Below are 16171 nucleotides of genomic sequence, written 5' to 3' on the forward strand. Positions count from 1 at the left end.
GTCACTCCAAGGCTCTCTCAAAAGAGCGGTTTTGACATGAATTTTGGACGTTGGAGGGATATTGGAGGGATATCCGGACCGTCTGCTGTCGGAACGTTGAACGTGTGGCAATCAAAATCCGATATTGTAACAGTCATCCTACCATTGACAAAGATTTTTAGGAGCTGATGACTGTGAAAAATCAAGAATATTACGAGCAACTTTTTGAGCCGTATCCTGATGTCGTTACACTGGATGAATTCAGAGCCATGTTGGGCGGCATTGGGGAGACCACAGCACGAAAGATTTTGCACGGGAAACATATAAAGTACTTTTTCATCCGTAGTGCCTACAGGATACCAAAGGTATGGGTTATCGAGTATGTATTAAGCGACCATTACGCCCAATACCGGCAAGAGCTAAAAGTACAGGTTTAGTACCTCTATGGAAAGCACCTGCAAAGCCTTGATATTTGGCATTCGTATATTTGAAAGTTTCAAAGAAGTTAAACCATCAAAAAGTGGATCAAATTTTTCTTGGCATTTTCTTTATATTGGATCACTTTTTTCTTGACATTCGCAAATTCTGGTTACCTTTGTGCTTATAAAGCCAAATAATCACTTAGGCTTTTTACAAATTCAACGGAAAACATCGTGCGTTCTGCAGCTACTTCAATGCTAAGGCCCTGTGCCAAAAAAACCTTTGCGACGCTTACCTACTTCTTTGACACCTCAACGATAATCCGTCATAATCGTAAAAGCGCATAACACGCTGACCCCACATGTATTCTTTATCATTCGTATTTGTGATTTGGTCCTTCCAAAAGTCCAAATCTTCCACTTCGAAATAGAGTTGAAAATTGTTGGGATGCGCTTTTGAGTGGAGCTTATCGGCAAAAAGCTCCTCATAATAGGAGCAATCTTTCGGTTGCTCCTATTATGAGGAATGTTCAGTGTCGTCGACACTCGACATGGTGCGGATCATCCATAAGGAGCATAGAAAATATATTATAATGCGGTTTTGCAATCAATAAGCAATGTCATATTCTTTCTTATTATTTAATAAGAAAGAATAATTTTAGTTTTTAAACTTCGCTCGTTCAGATATTATTTTGAAGTAAAGGGGATAGCTTTAGCAGCAAAATCTCTTTGTTTTTCTTCTGTAGTTCACATTCCCAAATACGAATAACTGTCCAGCCTCGTCCTGAAAATAACTCTGTTATTTCCTTATCGTGAATTATGTTTCGTTCCCGCTTCCTATTCCAATAATCTTCGTTCTGTTTTGGAGAGGTATTTCTGCAATCATGGCCATGCCAAAAACAACCATCAACAAATATAGCAATACGTTTACTCAAAAAAACAAAATCCGGATGCCCTTTCACAGGATAATTTCGATTCCATCCTGTAATTTGCATTGCGCGTAACATTTCAATCAACTTTAACTCTGTTGATTTATTACCTTTAGATCTCACTTTTTTCATTATGTCGGAACGTTTTTGTTTATCAAATATATCAGGCATAGCTTATCCCTCAAACCGTATTCCGGATATGATCCTTATCAACATCTTCAGTGCCAAAGTATTTTTCTAATTGTTCGACAACATAGGTCTGCCAATATTGATAAACGTCACTATCCATATAATCTTTTAATTCTTTCCCTTCTGCTTTTCTTTGAACTAAATCCTTAAATTCTGGCTCAGGAACAAGATCGATTTCAACCAATCCGTTTTGTTGCCGATTGCGGTTTAGGTGTGAAATCAAGCGATTCAATATAGTAACTATATTAGTGTAGCTCTGTTCATTAAGAACAAAAGAATCTCTACTTCTCGTACTAAACGAAAATTCAGGTTTGCCATTTGTCAAGAATTTTGGAATATTATTATAATCAAGGGTAATTAAGCTATATTCCAAGACAGATCTTGTTGCCCAAGCGGCACCTCCTTCAAAAAGGCAATATTCACTATTCATAAAGTTTTGCGAGGTTAAAAAGAGTATATCGGTGTTATCATCTATAATCATCTTTTTAATAATTTCAGCCAAAGGAGTAGCATTAGTAATATCAGTTCCATCTGATGAATAAAAAATATCTGTTTTCGCTGGATCTTTATCCCATTGAAACCCACGATGCTGTAGATAATGAGAGATAAAATCAGTAAATATTCGATCTTTATAAGCGTGAGATATAAATACCTTATACGAGGTTTTTAAGTCGTATTCTCCCCGCAATTTATTCGCAATTATATAGCTTAATTCATCAGCCTTTTCTGTTGAGATACCTGCAGAAAGTAGATCTCGATGTGTTTCTTTTGCAAAGCCACTCTTTTGTTTAGATTGAATCTTGATATCGATCTGATTTTTTTGGACATTAATTTTATCAGCAAGCTCCTGCCTACGTGTTAACAATTGACGACATAAACCTCTGAGGATTTCAAGCAAAAGATTTACGCGATCATCGACAATAGAAAAATCCTGACGGTTCGCTGTGGCGATATCTTCTAAGTCATTGTCATCAAGAATATCAAATGAAACTTCGCCTTCAATATAGTTTCCATACGTTCCAGTCAAATTAAGTCGGCTTAGGATATTTTCGTTCGCTAATTTATTACGAACATATACCCTTATTTGATTCGGATTATAAAAAGAATTTCGCACGAATCTGTCATCGTTCTTTAAGGCAGTAATGGTTTCTATTGAAGAATGGACGCCTATCCAACCTTCTAATTTATACGCCTTTGTTTGACCGTAAAAGGTGCCAACGCCGGAAACTGAGACTCTGTTCCCTGGTTGAATACCTGCGACATCATCGGGAAGCCCTTCAATAACTCTATCGACAAGCATAGTTTGTCTTGCTTTAGCTTTATCAAAAAATTCTACTTCAAACTGCTTCTTATGAATATCGAGCGATTTTATATCGGAGTAATAAATATGTGACATATTATCGAACGCTATTTGTTTTTCTACTCTTTTAAAAGCTAAAGAATCATCGGTTTTTCGAATAATGCAAATATATAAAGAACTTTCCAATGAATCAAAAAGGAAATAGTTCGATAGCCTATGCTTCAATGCGTCAATGGCTCTATCTCCAATACGAGTTAAATCAACATTTAACAACCGCAACATTGTTCCTTGAACTCGTTTTTCACTGTCCCAAATATCGGCACAAGTAGGCGAAGCATCGGTAAGACTAATTGCCTCAAGACTGGGAATATCTTCGTCACCTTTATTTGCAACGTTAACACTCCATGCTGTAATCTGGCCATTTTTCTTAGAGATAATCTGATATTCATCAGATAGATATAATGCGGCTAATTTGCCTATACCTTTTCGTCCTGCAGCTTTATCATCTGGATTATCGTTTCTTCGGTTGCGTCCAATAACGGCGTATTTCTTTTGAAGATCGTTCTCATCCATACCGATTCCGTCATCAATAATTTCAATAGTAGAGTGACGCTTGTCCCTCATATTTATGTATAAGCAGACATTTGCAGCCCCAGCATCAAAGCCATTGGCAACCAACTCTGATAAAGCAGCCCATGCATTGGAATACTGTTGCTTCCCAAAAGTTTTGAGGGCGTAATAATTCATGGTAAAATTTATCGCCTTACTCATGTTGGTCCTCCTTCAAGAGCTTTAATTGCTTCAATGATGATTCGTTGCACAACGTCAACTACCACGCTGTTGCCAAATTGTCGATATGCTTGATTTGCAGTTTCTGCAACTTGAAACTTGTCTGGGAACCCCATTAATCGGGCACATTCTCGTGGTGTTAGCTTCCTTATTTTCCCGTTGATTAAATAGATTCCGGTTCTACCACCTAAGCCCCCTCCAGTAGATGAAAGAGTCGACGCACATCCCTTTATGCTATAAATTCGTTCGCCTTGTCTTCCAAGCCCTATCTCACCGATTCTAATATAAGGATTTTTACAACTTTCTTCTAATGCCTGATATCCAGAACGAATTGCGTACTCTCTGTTAATTATGTAGTTTTTTATATGTTCTGCATTTGAATCTTCGAGTATATTCTGTAGTTTCTTTTTCAAAATAATTTTTTCTGGAAAAGAAAAATTATTAGCCTTTAAATCATTTAGGAATGCAATAATATATATTCGTTTTCGGCATTGGGGCACATTATAATCTGTTGCACTTAATACCTGTTTATATACATTATACCCAATGTCCTCAAGCGATGTTATTATCGTTTTTATTGTTTTTCCTTCATCGTGAGCGTCCAAATTCGCTACATTTTCCAATAAAATTATTTTAGGTTTATGGTGCTTTGCGATTCGGACAATCTCAAAAAACAGTTTCCCAGTTTTTTCATCGTCAAAGCCAGATTGCGTTCCTGAAATGCTAAAAGATTGGCATGGAAAACCGCCACATAATATTTCATGCTTTGGAATATCCGTGTTTTTTATAGTTTTAATGTCGCCTTTAGGATCAAGCCTAAAATTTGCGTTGTATATTTTTCGGGCTTCGTTGTCTATATCTGAAGCAAAAACACATTTTGCGCCAAAAGACTTTAATGCTAAATGGAATCCTCCTATACCACAAAAAAGATCAACAAATTTATAATCATTCAGAGCCGTTTTATATTGTTTTGGCATTCGTATCATCTATCTGTATTCCCAATTTGTTTGTATATTTCATTCTGCTCCCGCACAATTTCCATGACTTCTTCAATGTCACACTCAAGAACTGTACATATTTTATCAAGCACCTCGGTGGTTACATAGCCGTTCTTCCCCATTTTTGTAATGGAAGCCGTGCTGATGCCAGCTTTCTTACATAGCTCACCCTTTTTCATATCTCTATCAATTAGCAGCTTCCAAAGTCTTTTATAACTTACTGCCATTAAAGTACTCCTTTATAATTAGCAAAAAATTAAAGCTGTATAGCATCGACAGGGCCTTCCGTAAATATCAACCTCCCAAAGCATGAACATGGCTTTAGCAGCGTTGTTTCTAATAACGTTGTTTCCAATAATATAACAAAATAACCCCAAATTCAACAACAATTGATGTATTAGCATTATTTTTCTTATTGAGATGCGAAATCTTCTCTGTGTTACCTTAAAGTAAGCCGATGCCTGTTATTGATCTTGCGGCATATTTTTTAAAAAAAGGAAGAAACATGGCATCAATCATAAAAGGGGGAAGAGCTACAGTGTAATGTATTTACTATTGTAGAGAGGAATACGCAAACAAAAGTGGGAGACATATCATACTTCCCAAGAAGCCGAACACCGAAAGCAGTAAGTGGAAATATATTTGCGGCACATTCGTGTTCGGTTAAGTCCCGCATATTCCAGTATCAGCAAGCGATAGCATTTTGTCCCTGGAAAATAGATAGCGAAAATTGTTGTATTGTTCTATAACAAGAAGGAATGCACCCTTTTCTTTGTGGAATTCTTCTCCAAACACTATTCACGAGGAGGTTTCACATTGGCTCCAATACCCGGAAAAATCAATCCTTACGAGATAGAAAACATCCTAAACAAGATGTTCCCACCAGAGTGGCTGAGAGATACAGCCGCTAAAACCGGTTACGTTCAGCGTAACCGTAAGATCGACCCGGTCACCTTTTTCTGGGTTGTTGTGCTTGGCTTCGGTGTTGGTATGCAGCGCACCCTTGCTTCATTAAGAAGGGCTTACGAGACGGCATCAGCTGAAACACTCGTCCCATCCTCTTTTTATGACCGTTTCAATAATGGATTGATTGCCTTTCTCAAAGAGTGTCTGGCCCACGGGATAGCAGAGCTTTCCAGCCACAACAGTCTTATGGTTTCAGATAAGCTAAAAGGGTTCAAGGATCTGATAGTGTCAGACGGAACCGTCATCAGACTGCATGATAAATTAGCTAAAACATTTCCGGGGGCAAGGGGCAAGGCCGAACTCAAAATACATCTTGCCACAGGGATCACCGGCAATACAAAGAGCATTGCCCTCTATTCCGGCAAAACCGCTGAAATCAAAACCATGCGCATTGGAACCTGGGTGGAAGACAACGTCCTCCTGTTCGATCTCGGATATTTCAAGTATGAGCTATTTAGCAGAATTAGAGACAATGGTGGCTACTTCGTAAGCAAGCTTAAGCAATCAGCTAACCCTACCATAGTTTCGGTGCTGCATACCCACCGGGATAATACGATCGATATTGCCGGCAAAAAGCTTAAGGATATACTCTCCCAACTGAAGCAGGAAATGCTTGATATCGAGATTGAGGTCTCCTTCAAAGGCCGTACACCTAAGAGCAAGAAGGCCGAGAAAGACGGGACGTTCGAAATATATCATCCAAAAAATGGAAAACCTAAAGTTAAAGAGACCTTCCGGCTGGTAGGGGTGCTGAATAAGGAAACCAATAAGTATCATCTCTACCTCACCAACATCAGCCCTCAGCAGCTTACGGCGGAAGATGTGGCGCTTCTTTACAGGGCACGCTGGAGTGTGGAACTGCTTTTCAAGGAACTGAAGAGCCTCTACCAGTTGGACGTAATATCCAGCGGGGTGCCCGCCGTGGTGGAGTTACTGGTGCTGGTGGCCATGCTGACCCTGGTGGTAAGTCACCGGTTGCTTAACCATATGCGGCTTCTGGCTCCCGAGAAAAGCGCCCGTTTTACCCCATTACGTTGGGCTGAGTCGTTTTACGCTATTGCGCCGGTTATTATGGGTCGTGTACTTAAGGTTGCCGGCATTGACGAGGATCCTCTCCAGATTATTATTTACTTCATGGGTGAGGGTATCGATCCCAACGTCAATAGAGAGAGACTGTTGTCGCCTTGGGTAACACCGGTTAATTCCCAGGTTCTAAATACCATTGATTAATGTTTTTGGTAAACCGATCACCTATGATTAAGCGACCATTACGCCCAATACCGGAAAGCGCTAAAAGTACAGGTTTAGCAGTAATAAAATATGGAATGAACAAGAGGACATAGGTTTGCGCTTATGTTCTCTTTTATATATAAATATAAGATCCATGTCATTGGTGTCATGTTCACAAAATAAGGTGACTCATAATATGGCTTAAAGACGCTATTTACATAGATTCTCAAGCATTGTGACAGAACTGAATTGATTAAAGTTTTCCTAACAACCACGTATAGCGTATACTTCTGACGACAGATTGTGGTCAAAGTATGACCACAAGATACCTTGAATTGGAAACAAAGAAAATGAGTAAAAACCGAGGTAAAAGCACATTTTTACCCCGGTTTTCTATCATAAATGATATAAAGATTTTGAAGGATAGTAGGTGAAAGGAAAATTATCCTAACTGCACCAATTAGTTGCTTGGTTTTCCAATACTGGCCACGGCGGACCTCCCTGCGCCCGTTCGCCACGTGGTTTTTAGGAATATTTTGGAGGAAATAAAAAGAAGATGTGGAATTCTCAATTATAATTGCTACAGATGTGTTCGAAAGATGTAGAGGAGAAAGGTTATGGACTTTGACTTTTCAAAAATAAGAATTCATGACGGTAGCCAGGAAAAGGGATTTGAAGAGTTGATCTGTCAGCTTGCCCACCTGCAAAAACCTGATAATGCCGACTTTTTTGTCAGGAAAGAAGGAGCGGGCGGGGATGCCGGGGTGGAATGTTTCTGGAAGCTTAAAGATGGTACGGAGCATGCTTGGCAGGCAAAGTATTTCCTTCAGGAAATGAATTCCAACCGGTGGGACCAGATATCAGAATCAATTGAGACTGCCCTCCAAAAACATCTGGAGATAAAGATATATTATGTAGCCCTTCCTTTTGACAGAACCGACAGCCGTAAGATCGGTAGAGGTGGGAAACAAATCGTATCTATCTATGATGAATGGTGTTTACATGTTGAGAATTGGAATAAGCTTGCGGCCGATAAAGGAATGCAGGTTAAGTTCGAATTTTGGGGCAAACATGAAATATGCCAAATGCTGCAGACAGATAATCCCCATTATACTGGACGGGTGCTTTACTGGTTTAATGAACCTATTTTGGGACTAGAACACTTTGCTAGGATTGCTGAGCAGTCTAAACGGGTCCTTGGTGAACGTTATACTCCGGAGTCTCACCTTGATTTACCGATTGCCAATACTTTTGACGGAATTGGCTTAACTCCTAATTGGTGGACGAAACTTGAATCAGTTATTAATTCCTGGATTAATTCTAAAAGCAAACTGGAGATCAATTGTTTTAACTTAGAAGAATATAAAACCCGAAGTGAATGGGTACAATTAGAAAAACATATAGAAATTTTCTATGACCGATTTTGCATCGGCCTAAAAGAGAGACGTTTTCTGGATATACTGGAAGAATTAAAAATAACAGCTAATAAATTAGTAGAAAAAACGCAAGCATGTCTAAAAATATTGCCACACCAATCCAAGGCAACAGAAAAAGAAAAGGATTGCCAAAGTTCTCTTTATGATTTTGATTCAGAAATGGATAAATTGTTATCGTTCTTCAGCGGGAAAAATGTATCGGCAGCGGTGAGCAGAACTGCTTTACTTCACGGCGATGCCGGTATCGGGAAATCCCATTTATTATGCGACATTGCTTTACAACGACTGCAACAGAGCCTTCCGACCGTCTTCCTTCTTGGACAGCATTATACAGGTGCTAACCCGCTTGACTTCCTCCTCGAATCGCTTGACTTAAAGGGACTACGATATCAACAAGTCCTTGGGGCATTGGATGCGGCGGGGGAAGCGAAGGCAACGAATACATTGATTATCATCGATGCCATTAATGAGGGGATAGGCCGGGATGACTGGTATGATCAGCTTGCCAGATTTGTTGCGGAACTGTCCGATTACCCGCATCTTTCTTTGGTTTTAAGTTGCCGGAGCACCTATTTGAACTATATGATCCCCGCAGATTTTGGTGCTGACAGGTTGGTGCGAATAGAGCATCATGGGTTTCGGGGGTATGAGCATCGCGCTGCAGCAAAGTATCTTTCTCAGCAAGGCATTGCCAAACCAAGTGCTCCCATAACGGCTCCGGAGTTTTCCAACCCTCTGTTTGTTAAGACCTGCTGTAAGGCTCTTAAGGCCCGGGGAGAGATGTCCTTTCCAAAGGGGCTGCAAGGTATCGATACGCTATTCGATTTTTATGTTGAAAGTATAGAGTATAATATCAGTTTAAAAAAACGTTACCGGCCCGGAGAGACAGTGGTGAGGGACGTATTATTGCAGTTTGCTTCCTGCTTATATCCCGATCATTTATTTGGTATTCCTTTACGGGAGGCCAGGGAACTGATCAATGCGTTTGATCCCAATCCTACGGTTGGTGCAGGCTTGCTCGATGGGTTGATTTATGAGGGGGTACTGGCTGAAGATATCCTTCCGGCTAAAGAAAACGGTAAGAGAGGACAACCGGTTGTGCGTTTTACTTATGAGCGGTTCAGTGATTATTTTGTTGCTAGGCAACTGATTGAACAACACGTAACAAACGGTGATATTCAATCTGCTTTTAAGACTGGCCAGCCGCTTGGTAATCTCTTCAGCGAAACTTATAAGTACGGCTTAGATGGGATTTTAGAAGCCATGGCCATTTGCATAGCAGAACAATATCATGCAGAATTAATAGATCTTGTTCCTAAACAGGCCCGTAAGGAAAACAGTTGGCTGTTTGAACAGCTCTTTACGCAAACTTTGCTACGTCGTTCCGCAGCTTCTTTCACGGAACGAACCATAGATTTGCTGAACCATATCTCAAAATACGGACATCATTCTACCCGACTGGATATTTTGCTTTCCTTGTCAACAGAACCCGGGCATCCCTGGAACGCAGATTTTCTTCATAAAAACTTGGTTCGCCGGAGCCTACCCGAGCGCGATGCCTTCTGGTCTATTCATCTTGCGGTCTCGGATTTTGAGGAAGATGAAAATGAGCCGGAATCGATTGTCCGCACACTTATTGACTGGGCACAATTCGGGAATTTCGATGATATTGAACCTGAGCGGTTACGCTTAGCTGCTGTAACATTGCTATGGTTTACAACCTCAACCAACAGAAAAGTCCGCGACCAGGCGACCAAATCGTTAGTTCGGACTTTATCGTTATGTCCCGTTTACCTGCCGCAATTAATAGAAGAATTTTATGACATTGATGATTTATATTTACTGGAAAGGCTTTATGCGGTTGCCTTTGGCGTTGTAAGCAACATTCAAAATCCCGAAAATATTGCTGCGATCGCCCAAAAAGCATATGATAAAGTCTTTCGTGCAGGACAGCCTGTTCCCCATATTTTATTACGGGACTACGCGCGCGGTACCTTGGAGTATGCACTGGATCGTAATTTATTGCCGCCAGATATTAACCCTCAAAGCTTTCGTCCCCCATATAAAAGTGAATGGCCTATAGAGATTCCTACGAAAGCTGAGCTGGAAAACCTGGAAGGAGATGAATACTCCTCAGATATTAAAAGTTCGCTTATGGGCTTTCCCGGTGATTTCGGCAACTATACCATGGGTTGTGTTGAAGAGTGGTCGTTAACGTCGTTATCGGAACCGGTGCAAGCAACTTGGCATGAGCTTCAGAAACAGTTCGCACAGGGCTTAAGGGACGATTTAAAAGAGCGCTTTTTGGATTACCTAAATGGGATAACTGATGAAGATGAAAACGGAAATTTTGATTGGCCCGCATTAATAAAAGAGTTAGAGGAATTCGATAATGAGGAGTTAGAGCAAATAGCTGAAGAAGATGAAGAGCAAGAAGACACAGATGTCGAAGAAGCAAGTTGGGATAGTCTAAAAAAAGAAATTGAAGCATCATTGGATGGTGAAACCGAAAAGCTGGAGTATTTCAGACGGATATCCGGTATACCGGGAGACAAGAATCCCGCTTTATTTAGCAAGAAATGGGCGCAGCGCTGGGTTTGCAAACGCGCTTATGAACTGGGCTGGAAGAAGGAACTTTTTGATGGTTTCGAGTCGCATTGTTCCAGAGGACGGGACAGGGGTTCAAACCTGATGGAGAGAATCGGGAAAAAGTATCAATGGATAGCGCTCCACCAACTTTTGGCTCATCTGGCGGATAATCTGCACTGGGTTGATAGGGGATACAGTGATGTTGATGATTCCAGATACTTTGGCCCCTGGCAGTCCGGGAACCGTGATATCGATCCCAGTCATTGGCTCCGGAATACGGAGAGAAAATATGAAAACTGCCAATGGTGGCAACCTTATCAGTTCCCTTTGGCAGAAGACAATTTTGATGAACAGCTTAATTGGATGTGGTCCGAGGATATCATTCCGCCTTTTGAACAACTTTTGCAGGTAATAGCTCCCCAGGATGGATTACATTGGACAGTACTCCATGGGTTTGCCAATCAAAGCAAACGCTTTTTCAGGGGGACTGACAATAATGCTATTTCTCGACAAACTGGCTGGTTTAGAATTAATTCCATCATTATAGCCAAAAAGGATTGTGCGGAAATAATTAAATCCACTGCCGAGCAAAACCTCTGCGACCCTTATTTATCTGGCATAAGTACTACAGGCCATCAGGTTTTCCTGCGGGAATATCCGTGGTATGAATCTTGTCAAGATATGAAAGACTGGCGGGTATCCTCACGGTTTGAAAAAATTATTGGGGTCAAGCAGTTGATTCCTGTAGCTCAATACGAATGGGAAGCGGGCAATGAGGATCATTCCATGACTGATAGTATTTCTTTCTATTTGCCTTCCAAAACGCTTATCAAGGGGCTCAACCTATCAGCGGCATCCGGAGAAAAAGTTGGACAGTGGCTGGATACGAACGGTAAGCTAGCATTTTTCGATCCCAGTATTTCTGAACAGGGTCCAACATATGCGCTTATGCGGACTGAGTTATTGCTGCCCTGGCTGGAAGAACAAGGGCTTCAATTGATCTGGTTAGTTGGAGGAGAAAAATATCTGAGTGCCGACAGAACGACGAAGTTCAATGGCCGTCTTGTGTTTAGCGGAGCCTATATACTTACAGAGCATGGACCAAAGGGAAAACTGTGGTTTATTAAGGAAAAGCCAAGGGAAAGATGAGCTTGGGGTAGGTGGTTAGCATGATGAAGGATCTTAATAATGAGTTGGTAAGATACTCAAGAGCTGGTGATGCTTTTCATTATCGGTGGGCGGCCCGCCGTTGTCTGAAGATGGTATATCCTTCCTCACCGGTGAAATATATTATCATAGAAGGTTCTAAAGAACGAAAACTAGCCGGAGAATATATTATTGATGTTTCAGAATACTTCGGGAAAGATGAGAATAAGGAAACTCATTATTTTCAATTAAAGCACACGACTGTCCGGAAAGAAAAACCATTTACTCTAAGTGGTTTAAAGGATACCAGCACTGGTTTTGCTGAACGGTATAAAGAACACCTTAAGGGAAAAACAAATAGATATATACAATTTTATCTTGTAACCAATAGACCCATTGCCGAAAAATTAAAGAAAAATATGAAAAGCCTGCAAAATAGACAACCCTGTGAAAAAAGTTTTTTAAATACAATGGAGCAGTATACGAAGTTAAAGGGAAAAAGGTTAGTTGATTTTTGTAAGTGTTTTATATTCATGGATGGGATGGGTGATTATAATGAACAGTTGTTGGACTTGCAGGTTGAAATTTCCCAACTGCTTGCAGGAACCGCTGACCATCCTCAAATTGACACCATTACTTCATTAGTTGGCGAAAAGGCGCTTCCAAATTCGGATGGCGTGATTTATCCAGAGGACATATTAAAGCGTTTTGGTTGTACATCAGTAGGGGATATGTACCCAGCTCCTACTGAATTTGAGACAAACGATGATATCATTTGGACAAAACAGCAGCAGGAGTTGATAGAACTCATTTTAAAATCCCAAGAGGCAATTATAATTCACGCAGCCGGCGGTGTGGGGAAGTCCGTTTTTGCCAGAGAGATCCCCCGCTTCTTGACGGATGATTCGATTGCCGTTATCTATGATAGTTTCGGTGCCGGTAAATACAGAAACCGTAGCCAGCCCAGACACCGATATCGTGATGGCTTGATTCAAATTGTTAATGAATTGGCTGGAATAGGGCTCTGCGATCCGTTAATTGCTCAATCGGCTGCTCTTGAAGATGAAATACTGAGAAAGTTCTTATACAGATTGCAGACTGCAATTGATAATCTTAAGAAAGTTAATCAAAATGCGCAAATCGCTATTGTGATTGATGCTGCAGACAATGCAGAGATGGCGGGAAAAGAATTTGTACAGGCTTGTTTTGTCCATGAATTGTTGCGTGAAAAGTTGCCGGATGATTGTCATCTGGTCATGTTATGCCGAACAGAACGCATAGAGCTTTTACAACCTGACAGTTCCGTTAAAACATCATCGCTTTTACTCTGGATAAATCTCCGGATGTTGCCGCCCAGGAAGTGAGGGATAAGATTGCCGCGATCCGGGGCGAGCTGCCGCAAGACATTAACGAGCCTGTCATTGCCAAGCTGGACATTTTTGCCAGCCCTATGCTATCCATCGCTGTGACTGGAACGGAAGAAATCAAAGACTTTTCGGAAATTGTTGACGATAAGGTGGCCAAAAGACTGTACAAAGTCAAAGGTGTAGGAACCGTGAACATCTACGGTAACGCTAAACGGGAAATTCAGATCAAGCTGGACCAAGACAAGATGGCATCCTATGGTTTAACGGTGGGAGAAGTGGTTGGCAATCTGCAGAATGGTAATCTGGAAGGGGCCGGAGGCAGGGTTTCCGACAAAAATAACGAGATTTCCCTGCAACTAGACGGCAGTGTAAAAAAAGCTAAAGATTTTAATAACATTCTGGTAGCTAAAAGAAATGGGGTAGATATAAGGGTACAAGATATTGCCGAAGTCATTGATGGCATTCAGGATGTCGACAGTCTTTCCCTGTACCAAGGAAAGCCGGCGGTCGGTATTGATATCGTCAAACAGTCGGGCGCTAATACTGTGGAAGTAGCCGATGAGGTGAAAAGGGCGTTGTCTGACATAAACGCATCCCTGCCTTCCGGGATAAACGTTGATCTTGTCCGGGACAATTCGGAGTCGATCCGTGATTCGGTCAACGAGATGCAGAAAAGCATGCTGGAAGGATGCATCCTGGCTATTCTTATTGTCTTCCTGTTTTTAAATGAATGGGAGAGCACTTTGATCAGCGCTGTATCCCTGCCTATCTCAATCATCAGCTCGTTTATTGCCATGAAAGTTATGAACTTCTCCCTCAATCTCATGTCACTGATGGCTTTATCCCTGTCTATCGGATTATTGATTGATGATGCGATTGTTGTTGTGGAAAACATTGTTCGCCACATGCATTTGGGCAAACCTCCCTTGCTGGCGGCTAAAGAGGCTACTTCTGAAATCGGTCTTGCCGTCCTGGCAACAACCATGGCCGTTGTCGCCGTATTTCTTCCCACAGCCATGGTTGGCGGGCTTATCGGCAAATACTTTATTGAGTTTGGTCTAACGGTTGCCTTCAGCATGTTGTTCTCTTTATTCGTTTCTTTTACCCTTGTGCCCATGATGGCCTCAAAATTACTTAAAACCAGAAAGAAAAAGAGGAAAACATTTTATGGCAGATTTTTGAATGGCTTTAATCACACGTTTAATCAAATTGCGGAGAAATACTCCCGATTATTGGAGGTGGTCCTTAAGCAAAGGTTGATTACCATTATATTGACAATGACGTTATTTGTTGGCAGCATCGGCTTGCTTTCAGTTCTGGGCTTCGAATTAGATATGTCATCAGATACGAGCGATATTAGCATTACCGCAGGACTTGACTCCGGTTTGCCTTTGGAAAAGGCCGGTCAGAAGGCCGGAAATCTGGAAGATATTATTCGCCGTTATACGGAGGTCAAATCCATTTACACGACGGTACAAAAGGATCAGATTTCGTGTTATGTGAAATTGTGTGACAAAAAGGATCGGAAAGACAGTGCCAAAACGATCGCGGCCAAAATACGGGAAGACCTGAAAAAAGTCTCGGGTGTTGAACTCGCTGTCAGTGCCAATACCAATGAAGCGGCAGATTCTAAAGATGTGGCCATCAGTATTAAAGGAGATAACTATGGTCAACTCCGGACATTTGCTCTGGAAGCAAAAAGGGCGATGAGCCAGGAACCTGCGGCTCGGGATGTCAGTGTCAATTATAAAGCCGGAAAACCTGAGGCTAGATTGGTGATTGACCGGGATAAGGCAGCGGACTTAGGAGTGGACACGGCTTTGCTTCCGCTCTGAATACGTTAAATACGTTATTTGGCGGTACGGTGATCAGTCATTATGACAGTTCAAAAGATAAAGTGGATGTACGAATCTCCTTGGAAGATGAGCAACGGACAAATCTTGACAGCCTGAGCGGAGTTTATGTACCCGGTTCGGGCAATCAAATGGTCCCTCTTGACCAAGTGACCAGTCAGGTCTTTGACACAACAGCTTCAACCTTGAGCCGGTATGATCGGTCCGGTCAAATTGAATTATCGGCCAATGTCGTGGGCATGCCTACAGGAGACTTCTTGAATACTTATTTGGCTAAATTGAAGCAGGAAGCTCCACAGGGGATAATAATCGAAGAAGGCGGCATGAATGCAGAAATGCAGGAAGGGTTCACCGGATTGCTGATTGCCCTGGGGATGGGTATTCTTTTTATCTTCCTGATTATGGCTGCTCAGTTTGAAAGCTTTATAGACCCGGTAGCTATTATGGCTTCTCTTCCTTTAGCCTTGATCGGGGCGATAGCCGGTCTGTTTGTCGCCGGCAGTAAGATGAACTTTATGGCTTTGATCGGCATTATTCTTCTGATGGGCCTGGTTGCCAAAAATGCCATCCTACTTATTGATTTTGCTAAACAAAGGTTAAGAGAAGGTGTGGAGGTAAACAAAGCCCTGATTGAGGCCGGTTTGGTGCGCTTCCGGCCAATACTCATGACCACGCTTGCCATGATCTTTGGAATGATTCCTGTTGCCGCAGCGAACGGGGCTGGAACTGAAATACGTGCACCGATGGCTTATGCGGTTATCGGAGGATTAATTACTTCTACGCTTTTAACCCTGGTTATTGTTCCGATTGTTTACACGTTACTGTATGACTTTAAACGCCTGTTTGAAAGAAAAAAATTTCTTGTTCAAACAGGAGAAGAAGTAAAGCAATAACAAGGTTGGTACTAACACATTGATTTGCTATTTGACTGCTAAAATAAAACCGCTGTTTAGGTGACAGTACAATCATACACATATGATA

At 41.5% G+C, this 16171-nt stretch carries 10 protein-coding genes; 6 read left to right on the forward strand and 4 right to left on the reverse strand.

Features of this window, described 5'->3' with window-relative positions; all coding sequences use genetic code 11:
- Positions 1-167 precede the first annotated feature (167 nt).
- Complete coding sequence (locus ABDB91_RS04510) at positions 168-416, forward strand: DNA-binding protein (protein WP_347490434.1); 249 nt, start codon at positions 168-170, stop codon at positions 414-416.
- Between the two features lie 662 nt (positions 417-1078).
- Here ABDB91_RS04510 and ABDB91_RS04515 read toward each other — a convergent pair.
- Genes ABDB91_RS04515 through ABDB91_RS04530 form a run of 4 tightly spaced genes read right to left on the reverse strand, consistent with a single transcriptional unit; the run spans position 1079 to position 4830 of the window.
- Positions 1079-1498, reverse strand: coding sequence for a very short patch repair endonuclease (locus ABDB91_RS04515; protein WP_347490435.1), 420 nt, complete (start codon positions 1496-1498; stop codon positions 1079-1081).
- Positions 1499-1508: 10 nt separating this feature from the next.
- Positions 1509-3587, reverse strand: a complete 2079-nt coding sequence (locus tag ABDB91_RS04520) for an ATP-binding protein (protein WP_347490436.1) — start codon at positions 3585-3587, stop codon at positions 1509-1511.
- Entirely contained in the window at positions 3584-4582 is a 999-nt protein-coding gene (locus ABDB91_RS04525; protein ID WP_347490437.1) for a DNA cytosine methyltransferase, read from the reverse strand. The genes ABDB91_RS04520 and ABDB91_RS04525 overlap by 4 nt, the downstream gene beginning before the upstream one ends.
- A gap of 5 nt (positions 4583-4587) precedes the next feature.
- Positions 4588-4830 (reverse strand): helix-turn-helix transcriptional regulator, encoded by a 243-nt coding sequence (locus ABDB91_RS04530; RefSeq protein ID WP_347490438.1) that lies wholly within the window; start codon positions 4828-4830, stop codon positions 4588-4590.
- 589 nt (positions 4831-5419) lie between these two features.
- Between ABDB91_RS04530 and ABDB91_RS04535 the strand changes: the two genes are divergently transcribed.
- The 5 genes from ABDB91_RS04535 (at position 5420) to ABDB91_RS04555 (ending at position 16083) form a co-directional block, all read left to right on the forward strand.
- Entirely contained in the window at positions 5420-6799 is a 1380-nt protein-coding gene (locus ABDB91_RS04535) for an IS4 family transposase (protein WP_347490439.1), read from the forward strand.
- Between the two features lie 617 nt (positions 6800-7416).
- Positions 7417-11973, forward strand: coding sequence for an AVAST type 2 anti-phage system protein Avs2 (gene avs2, locus ABDB91_RS04540; protein WP_347490440.1), 4557 nt, complete (start codon positions 7417-7419; stop codon positions 11971-11973).
- Between the two features lie 20 nt (positions 11974-11993).
- A complete protein-coding gene (locus tag ABDB91_RS04545) occupies positions 11994-13334 on the forward strand; it encodes an ATP-binding protein (protein ID WP_347490441.1) in 1341 nt (446 codons plus the stop codon).
- Positions 13331-15172 carry an efflux RND transporter permease subunit gene (locus tag ABDB91_RS04550; RefSeq protein WP_347490442.1) on the forward strand — a complete coding sequence of 614 codons (1842 nt, stop codon included), beginning with the start codon at positions 13331-13333 and terminating at the stop codon, positions 15170-15172. The genes ABDB91_RS04545 and ABDB91_RS04550 overlap by 4 nt, the downstream gene beginning before the upstream one ends.
- Positions 15173-15201: 29 nt before the next feature.
- Positions 15202-16083, forward strand: coding sequence for an efflux RND transporter permease subunit (locus ABDB91_RS04555; RefSeq protein WP_347490443.1), 882 nt, complete (start codon positions 15202-15204; stop codon positions 16081-16083).
- Positions 16084-16171: the final 88 nt, after the last annotated feature.

It is taken from the genome of Desulfoscipio sp. XC116 (assembly GCF_039851975.1).
GTDB lineage: Bacteria > Bacillota > Desulfotomaculia > Desulfotomaculales > Desulfallaceae > Sporotomaculum.

What these genes read in the sequence shown, in the direction of transcription:
- avs2 (WP_347490440.1), top strand. Translation starts at nt 7,417, where the DNA reads ATGGACTTTGACTTTTCAAAAATAAGAATTCATGACGGTAGCCAGGAA.
- ABDB91_RS04530 (WP_347490438.1), bottom strand. Translation starts at nt 4,830, where the DNA reads ATGGCAGTAAGTTATAAAAGACTTTGGAAGCTGCTAATTGATAGAGAT.
- ABDB91_RS04545 (WP_347490441.1), top strand. Translation starts at nt 11,994, where the DNA reads ATGATGAAGGATCTTAATAATGAGTTGGTAAGATACTCAAGAGCTGGT.
- ABDB91_RS04520 (WP_347490436.1), bottom strand. Translation starts at nt 3,587, where the DNA reads ATGAGTAAGGCGATAAATTTTACCATGAATTATTACGCCCTCAAAACT.
- ABDB91_RS04525 (WP_347490437.1), bottom strand. Translation starts at nt 4,582, where the DNA reads ATGCCAAAACAATATAAAACGGCTCTGAATGATTATAAATTTGTTGAT.
- ABDB91_RS04515 (WP_347490435.1), bottom strand. Translation starts at nt 1,498, where the DNA reads ATGCCTGATATATTTGATAAACAAAAACGTTCCGACATAATGAAAAAA.
- ABDB91_RS04510 (WP_347490434.1), top strand. Translation starts at nt 168, where the DNA reads ATGACTGTGAAAAATCAAGAATATTACGAGCAACTTTTTGAGCCGTAT.